The organism is Acidimicrobiales bacterium (assembly GCA_035536915.1).
In the GTDB taxonomy this organism is placed as follows: Bacteria; Actinomycetota; Acidimicrobiia; order Acidimicrobiales; family JAHWLA01; genus JAHWLA01.
Genome location: DATLNE010000015.1, coordinates 21,444 through 28,640, shown reverse-complemented (window position 1 = coordinate 28,640; position 7,197 = coordinate 21,444). Strand labels below are relative to the sequence as shown.

7 protein-coding genes are annotated in these 7,197 nt (G+C 67.0%); 4 read left to right on the top strand and 3 right to left on the bottom strand.

Features of this window, described 5'->3' with window-relative positions:
* Positions 1–1,872 (top strand): M1 family aminopeptidase (locus VM938_04715; GenBank protein ID HVF74328.1); only part of this gene is annotated, 1,872 nt, incomplete at its 5' end.
* 1 nt (position 1,873) lies between these two features.
* On the opposite strand, the gene VM938_04710 is transcribed toward VM938_04715, so the two are convergent.
* The 3 genes from VM938_04710 to VM938_04700 form a co-directional block, all read right to left on the bottom strand.
* Entirely contained in the window at positions 1,874–2,449 is a 576-nt protein-coding gene (locus tag VM938_04710) for a hypothetical protein (protein HVF74327.1), read from the bottom strand.
* Between the two features lie 89 nt (positions 2,450–2,538).
* Positions 2,539–3,027 carry a hypothetical protein gene (locus VM938_04705; GenBank protein HVF74326.1) on the bottom strand — a complete coding sequence of 163 codons (489 nt, stop codon included), beginning with the start codon at positions 3,025–3,027 and terminating at the stop codon, positions 2,539–2,541.
* A gap of 29 nt (positions 3,028–3,056) precedes the next feature.
* Positions 3,057–4,970, bottom strand: a complete 1,914-nt coding sequence (locus tag VM938_04700) for a sigma-70 family RNA polymerase sigma factor (protein HVF74325.1) — start codon at positions 4,968–4,970, stop codon at positions 3,057–3,059.
* A gap of 239 nt (positions 4,971–5,209) precedes the next feature.
* On the opposite strand from VM938_04700, the gene VM938_04695 reads away from it, so the two are divergent.
* The 3 genes from VM938_04695 to VM938_04685 all read left to right on the top strand — a co-directional run bounded on the left by VM938_04695 (position 5,210) and on the right by VM938_04685 (position 6,874).
* Complete coding sequence (locus VM938_04695) at positions 5,210–5,374, top strand: hypothetical protein (GenBank protein HVF74324.1); 165 nt, start codon at positions 5,210–5,212, stop codon at positions 5,372–5,374.
* A 414-nt stretch (positions 5,375–5,788) separates the two neighbouring features.
* Entirely contained in the window at positions 5,789–6,280 is a 492-nt protein-coding gene (locus tag VM938_04690; protein ID HVF74323.1) for a hypothetical protein, read from the top strand.
* Positions 6,281–6,370: 90 nt separating this feature from the next.
* Positions 6,371–6,874, top strand: coding sequence for a hypothetical protein (locus VM938_04685; GenBank protein ID HVF74322.1), 504 nt, complete (start codon positions 6,371–6,373; stop codon positions 6,872–6,874).
* Positions 6,875–7,197: the final 323 nt, after the last annotated feature.

The window sequence follows — 7,197 nt, the reverse complement described above, 5'->3', positions numbered from 1 at the left end:
GACGGCACGCCGTTGCGGGTCGCTTACGTGCCGGGCAAGTCCCACCTCACGGAATTCGCCCTCGAAATCGGAGCCTTCTCACTCCGATTCTTCACCGAGTATTTCGGCATTCCCTACCCGGCGGAGAAGCTCGACCTCGTCGCCCTGCCGGACTTCGCGTTCGGGGCGATGGAGAACGTGGGATGCGTGACCTTCCGGGAGACCGCCCTGTTGGTCGACCGGGACAACTCGAGCAGGATCGAGTTGGAACGGGTGGCGGACGTTGTCGCCCACGAGATCGCCCACATGTGGTTCGGCGACCTGGTGACGATGAAGTGGTGGAACGGCATCTGGCTCAACGAGGCCTTCGCCACCTTCATGGAACTGCTGTGCGTCGACGACTTCCGGCCCGACTGGAAGCGGTGGGTCAGCTTCGGCCTGACGCGGGGCGGAGCCCTGGGCGTCGATGCGCTGGCGTCGACCCGGCCCATCGAGTTCCCGGTGTCGCGGCCCAGCGAGGCCGAGGAGATGTTCGACGTCCTCACGTACCAAAAGGGCGGCGGCGTGCTGCGCATGCTCGAGCAGTACGTCGGCGCGGAGGAGTTCCGCAACGGCATCGCCGCCTACATCGCCCGCCACCAGTACGCCAACACCGAGACGACCGACCTGTGGGACGCCATCGAAGAGGCCACCGGCGAGCCCGCCCGCTCGACGATGGACTCGTGGATCTACCAAGGCGGCCACCCCATGGTGTCGGTGTCGGTCGAGGGGTCGACGCTGGTGCTCGAACAGCGGCGCTTCCGGTATGCCGACGACGGGGGCGAGTCCCCGTTGTGGCAGGTCCCCGTGATGCTGCGGGCGTCAGTCGACGGCGCAGTCGTGCGGCGCAAGCTGATCCAGGGCGAGGCCCGAGAGGTCGTCGACCTCGGCGGCAGCGTCGACTGGGTGGTGGTCAACGAAGGCGGGTGGGGCGTGTACCGGGTGCGGTACTCCTCCGACCTGCTGCGGGCGCTGCCCGCGCTCGACGCCCTCGAACGGTTCAACCTGGCAAGCGACACGTGGGCGTCGGTGCTCGCAGGCACCACCGAAGTGCACGACTTCCTGGAGTTGGCCGGGCGGTTGGCGCCCGACGAGGACGACCCCAACGTGTGGGCCGTGCTACTCGAGGGCCTCGAACTGGTGAGGCGAGCCGTCCCCGAGGAACGGCGCGACCACATCCGCGAGTTGGTGCGGAAGCTGTGCCGCCCCGTGTTCGACCGCTTGGGCTGGGCGGCGCAACCCGGCGAACCGGAGACGGCCGCCACCTTGCGGGCCACGATGGTGCGGGCGCTGGGCACCACCGGTACCGACGAGGAGGTGCGGGCTCGGGCCCTCGAGCTCCACGCCTCCGCCGATCCCACAGCGGTCGACCCCGATCTGGCGGGCGCGGTCGTGGCCATCGTCGCCCGGGGCGGCGGGGAAGAAGCCTACGCCGAGTTCCTGGCCCGCTGGCGCAAGGCCACCACCCCCCAGGAGGAGCTGCGCTACCTCTACGGGCTCTCAGGCTTCGAGCACGAGGCCTCGGCGCGCCGCACCTTCGACCTCGCCCTGTCGCCGGAGGTACGCACCCAGAACGAGCCGTTCGTGGTGTCGCTGCTCCTGCAGAACCACGCCGTCGGCGACGAGGCGTGGGCGCTGGTCAAGCAGCACTGGGACCAACTGCTGGCCCAAGTGCCGGAGAACCTCGTCGACCGCATGCTCGACGGCATGCTCGGCTTCACCGACGAGGCGGTCATCGCCGACGTCAGCGCCTTCCTGGCCGCCCACCCCGTGCCCGGCCGGGCCAAGCAGATCGAACAGCTCCTCGAACGCCTCTCCGTCAACGCCGCCTTCGCTCGGCGGCTCAAGGACTGACTCAGCAGTTCTCCGTCGGGCGTTTGAGGTCGAAGAACACCTCGAGCTGGTTGGCGCTCGTTCGCACGCTGATTCCCTGCACGATGACTCGGACTGTTCCAGGGGGTGCCGCAGGATTGACGACCCAGGTGTCTGTCCAGACGTTTTCGTTCTCGAGGCTCTTACCGTTGTTGCCGCCGTAGAAGCCCTCGCTGATGCCGGACTTGCCGTCGCCGTAATAGCTGTCGTATCCCACCGCGCTGGGCGAGACGGTCTCGATGGTGATCGTCTGCTTCTCCCCGGCCCGGATACACGGCGAGCCGAGCGACACCTTCAGTGGGTGCTTCGGCTTGGCCGCGTTGGGGTCAGTGCCGGTGGGTCCGGGCTGTGCCTTGAAGTCGCCACCGGTTGCCGTCGACGGCCCGCTCTGCGTCGCCGGGCCGCGGGTGACGCCCCCCTCTGCTGCTTGCGCGGGAGCCGTCGTCGTCGACGAGGTCGACGACGACGAGGCGTTGGTGTCACCCGGCGCCGGCGTGGCGTCGTCGTCGTCGTTGCCGCCACAGCCGGCCAGTGCCAGTGCCACGACCACCGCAGCCATAAATGCCTTCCTACGCCTCACGGGACTTCCCTTCGATTGCTCGGCGCCGAATGCGCCCGGTGGTAGTACGTGCGAGATCGGTTCTCGTGTCACACGGGCGGTGGGTACGGGTCCTGGAACGCCATCGCACCCGACCATGTGCCTTGGGCCAGCGAACCCCGCAAACAGGCGACGTACTGTCCCGGCACAGGCGCCAGTTCGGTTACGCCTTCGAAGGTCACGAGCAACGACTCGAGGGCCATGGTCAACACGCCGCCGGAGTTCACGATCTGGATCTCCACAAACGGATCAGGGAACCCGGGAACCGTTATCCGCACGGAACCTGTCCCGGTCATCACGCCTGCGGCGCAGTTGAATCCACCGCCGACAAACGGCGTTGACACTGTGGCGGCCAGGAAGAGCTGCGCCGGTACGCCGTTGACGACACAAGACCCTGTCGCGCCGAGCGAGGCGCTTCGAGGCACGAATGACATGTCGAGCGGCGGCGAAAAGGTGGCCGTCAGCGAGACCATGCACGCGCCCGCGAACTCGCCTTCGGCATGCGCCGGCGTGGGGCTGACCAGCACCGTCGTAACCACTGCGACGAGCAGGCCGAGCCCGCGACCGACTAGTCGGTGCAGCGAGTGCCCCACGTTTCTCCCCCGTTCTTCGAGCACAGCAAGCCTCGACCGCCGTCAGCGCTCAGGCCGGCCATGATCCTGCCGTCCGGCAAGACCGCAACCGTCTCGACGCCTTGGCCCAATGCGGTCGAACCCCCGGCAACCTGCCACGTGCGCCCGCCGTCGGCCGATGCGAGCAGTCCCCCCGACGTCACCCCTTCCCCCGTTTGCCGCACGGCGACGAAGATTCGGCCGGTGGGGTCGTAGGCGACGGCGCGGACGGCGCCCACGATCGGCAACTTGGTCGGGGCGAACGACGCCCCTCGGTCATCCGACCGGAAGAGGGAGTCACCGCGCCACGCCATCACCATGCCGTCGCGATCGAGGCTCGGTGAGACGGCGAGAGACGGGGGCCCCGCCACGCCCGGCAATGCCGCGGGCTGCTGTCCACACAACGACTTCTCGCAGCGGAACACTGCCGATTGCTTCCCGCCCGACCCGGCGGTGGTGGCGCCGATGAACACCAGGCCGTCCGCTGCGTACTGCGGCGAGAAGGCCGGGAACGCGGTCAGCGACGTCGAGTTCACGACGAGCCCGGACGGGCGCATGGCGTTCAGGTTGTCGGCATACTCCCAGCCAGGCGCCTGCCCGAGCAGGATGCGATGATCACCGTCGAACGTCGGCGACATCGCCGCGGGGCCACCCACGGGGGTGACGGCCTCGAAGGAAGCCCCACCATTGGTCGACATGCTGAGAGCCAGTGGCCCGGCGATGAAGATACGGCCGTCGGAGGCGTGCGACGGTGGGAGCATCACGGTCCCGCCCGTAAGGCCGGTTGCCGCCAAGCGTGTCCACGAGGCACCGCCGTCGACCGACTTGAACAGCACCGGGCAGGTAGCGCCGGCGCATCCCGTCCCCGCCGTGCCCACGGCGTAGACCGTCCGGTCCTCTTGATAGGACGGAGACGGAGTAAACGCCGTGAAGACCGCGTCCTCAGGAGCAGTCACCCCGTCGAGCGGCAGCAGCGGCCTCGGCGAGGAGGCGCCGTTCTCGCTACCGGCTGCCGCCGAGCGAGGAGAGGCGTTCGACGTTCCAGCAGGGCTGGTGGTAACGCCGCTGCTTTCGCCACTTTGTGCGCCGGAAGCCCCTACCGGGGCGGCAACGATGTCGGCCGGTGCGGCAGGTCCGTCGGGCACAGCGAGCGGAATCGCACCGATCCCAAGGACGGCGACGACTGCGGCAGCGGCAACATCCAGCAGGCAGGCGGACTGAGCAGCCACCATCGGGCGGTTGGCCACCGTCGCCGTGCGGTCGATCAGCCGCCTGACCCCCCGGAACGGCCCCAGGGCAACGGCAGCGGGAGCACCTGCCGCCACCTTCGCATACGACTGCCGCAAGGAGGCTCGAGCCCGCTTGAGCGAGCCGCGGATGGACTCGACCGTAACGCCTTCGAAACGGGCGATTTCGTCGTACGACCACCCGTTCAGGTCGCGCAGCGTGATGACCCGCTGCTCCGCGGGCTTCAGCCTTTGCAGGGCAAGGACGGCCGACTTGTACTCCTCGTCGGTTTCGAGCAGCTCGTCAGGGGCAATCGGCGCTCGCTCGTCGATAGCGGCCGCCACGTGAAGGTGGCGTGTCTCGCGATCGAGCCGGCGGCGATAGTCGATGCAGAGCCGCCGGGCGATCGTGGCCAACCACGGCCAGAACGGACGGGCACCGGAAAACCGCTCCCACGACAACCACGCCCGGACGAAGGCTTCCTGTGCGAGGGCTTCGGCGTCGCCGTTGCCCCGGAGCAGCCGTCGGCACAACTCGACGAGTTGGGGGTGACAGCGCCGGTAGAGCTCCTCGAAGACCTCGTTGCGGTCGCCACGGGCCCACAGGGCCTCGGGGAGGGGCTCGATGTGAATCTTCAGCGCCACGCTCACTCGAGACTGCCCCCCGTTCCCTCACGCAGTGCCCTCGACAGGTTAATTCCCTGTTTCGGGTGACATACCTGCTGAGGTGACAGAATATCTGTCCCTCGGGTGACACGCTACGTCGTCTCGGTCGTAGTAACGAACGGCTCCCGCCGAATCGGCAGAAGCCGCACGACCCCGGGACGGCACCTTTGATTCCTCGACATCGGCAGCGCGACGAGCCGAACGACCTCCTTCAGGTCGTGCTCGACGACGCGACGGTCGAGCGTTTTCGCGAAGCGGCCGAACTGCGGGGCATCGAGGTCGAGCAACTGATCGTGCATCTCATGGTCATCGCCAGCCACCACGTCGATGAACTGCTCGGGATGACCGTCGAGGGGATGCAGGCACCGTCCTCCCGGCAGTGATATTGCCAGCGTCAACGGAGGCCGGGATGGCGAAATTGCTCAAATCGTCCTCGACGCACCGAGAAATTCCTCGTACGTCGTCTGCCTCCCCCGACTGGCCCCGGGCGGGAGGGTTGCTGAAAGCCCCTGTCCTGGCACGGTTTCTTGGTCGCCTCAAGCGAGAACTTGCACGCTTTTCAGTCGTGCGGATTCCATCATCCGCGTCTCATTTTTCGTCCGTTCAGCGAGGCATCCGCGAAATAACTAGATAATTTCGACACTTCGGGGCTAGTCATTCGTAGTTCATCAGTGAAGGGCAACCGCAGCCGCTCCAAGCGCCTGCTCGCTGGGGGGAACCTACAACCCTCGTAATCGCCTCTTCGCTGCAGTTCCGTCGAGCCAACTTCGGCTCGTCGTACTCCAAAAGGAACCCACATGAAGCGTCGTCTCGCACTGCTTCTCGCCGCGGCATCAATCGCCACGGTCGGAATGCTTGCTCCCACGTCCCCGGCTTCGGCCGACACCGATGTCTGCGCCGGCACAGGCACCGCCACCCTCGGGGCCCCGGGCCTCGGGTACCCGGTCGTCACCCCCTCGCGCACAGTCCCCTTCAGCTTCGGCTTCACCGCCGGCACATGCACCCCAGTAAAGACCAGCCTTTCGGCCAGCGGCACAGTGACGGGGAACTGCGGGCTGTCAACAGGTTCCGGCTCGACCACCAACGGCCATAGCTTCAGCTTCACAAGCACAGGCACAGTGCTCGTGCTCACCGGCGACCTGAGTGGCACCGTGTCGGCCGTTCCGGATGCCACGCACAGTGGCTCCTGCACAAACGGGACCGCCACCCGCTTCCTCATCACCGGCGAAGTGGTCAAGACCCACGGGACCGTGCCCAGCCTTTGCCCCAGCACAAACACAACCTGCTAGGACTCCCTCGCAGCGCATCGTCGAATTGAAGAGGCGGGCAGCTACGGCTGCCCGCCTCTTTCGTACTGTTCGTTCTCGGAGGAGGGACCCATGAGACGTCTCGCACTGCTTCCGGCCGCAGCAGCGCTCGCCACAGGCTGGGCGCTCGGTCCTGTGACGCCAGCTTCGGCCGACATCGATGCATGCGCCGGCACAGGCTACGCCATACTTTCGGTGGCCTTCGGCTACCCGGTGAACACGGTCCACGTCCTCCACCCACACACGTCCAACTTCAGCTTCAGCATCATTACGGGGACCTGCGCGACCAAGCCCACGCTTACAGCCAACGGCAGCGTCACAGGCTATTGCGGGCTGTCTTCCGGCAGTGGTTCCACGTTCAACGCCCACAGCTTCAGCTTCACGGGTACCGGGACCGTGCTCGTCCTCACCGGCGACCTCACCGGCATCGTGGCAACAGTTCCCGATCCCGTCCACAGCGGCTCGTGCACAGACGAGACCGCCACCCGGTTCCTCTTCACAGGCGCCGTCCTCAAGACGCACGGGACGCTGCCCCAGGCGCCGCGCTCATGCGATGCCACAACGACAGCCTGCTGAGACAAACCTTCGCAGGGTCTCCAGCCAACCGGTGGCGGCAGCACCGGCCATCTGCGACGTGGGGTCGGGCTCCGGCGTCACCACGAACGGCCACAGCTTCAGCTTCACCTACGGAGGGACAGTCCTCGTCCTCACGGGTCAACTGACCGGGCTCGTGTCGTTCGAGCCGGATCCCACATTCAGCGGTTCCTGCGCCACAGAGACCGCCACTCGGTTCTGGTTCGGCGGCGGCGACGCTCAAGGCACACGACACCCATCCAGGGACCGCGCCTGTGCGACTCGACATCCACTTGTTTGCTAGGCGCCTCGGCGGAAACGCAAAG

What these genes read in the sequence shown, in the direction of transcription:
- VM938_04690 (HVF74323.1), top strand. Translation starts at nt 5,789, where the DNA reads ATGAAGCGTCGTCTCGCACTGCTTCTCGCCGCGGCATCAATCGCCACG.
- VM938_04685 (HVF74322.1), top strand. Translation starts at nt 6,371, where the DNA reads ATGAGACGTCTCGCACTGCTTCCGGCCGCAGCAGCGCTCGCCACAGGC.
- VM938_04710 (HVF74327.1), bottom strand. Translation starts at nt 2,449, where the DNA reads ATGGCTGCGGTGGTCGTGGCACTGGCACTGGCCGGCTGTGGCGGCAAC.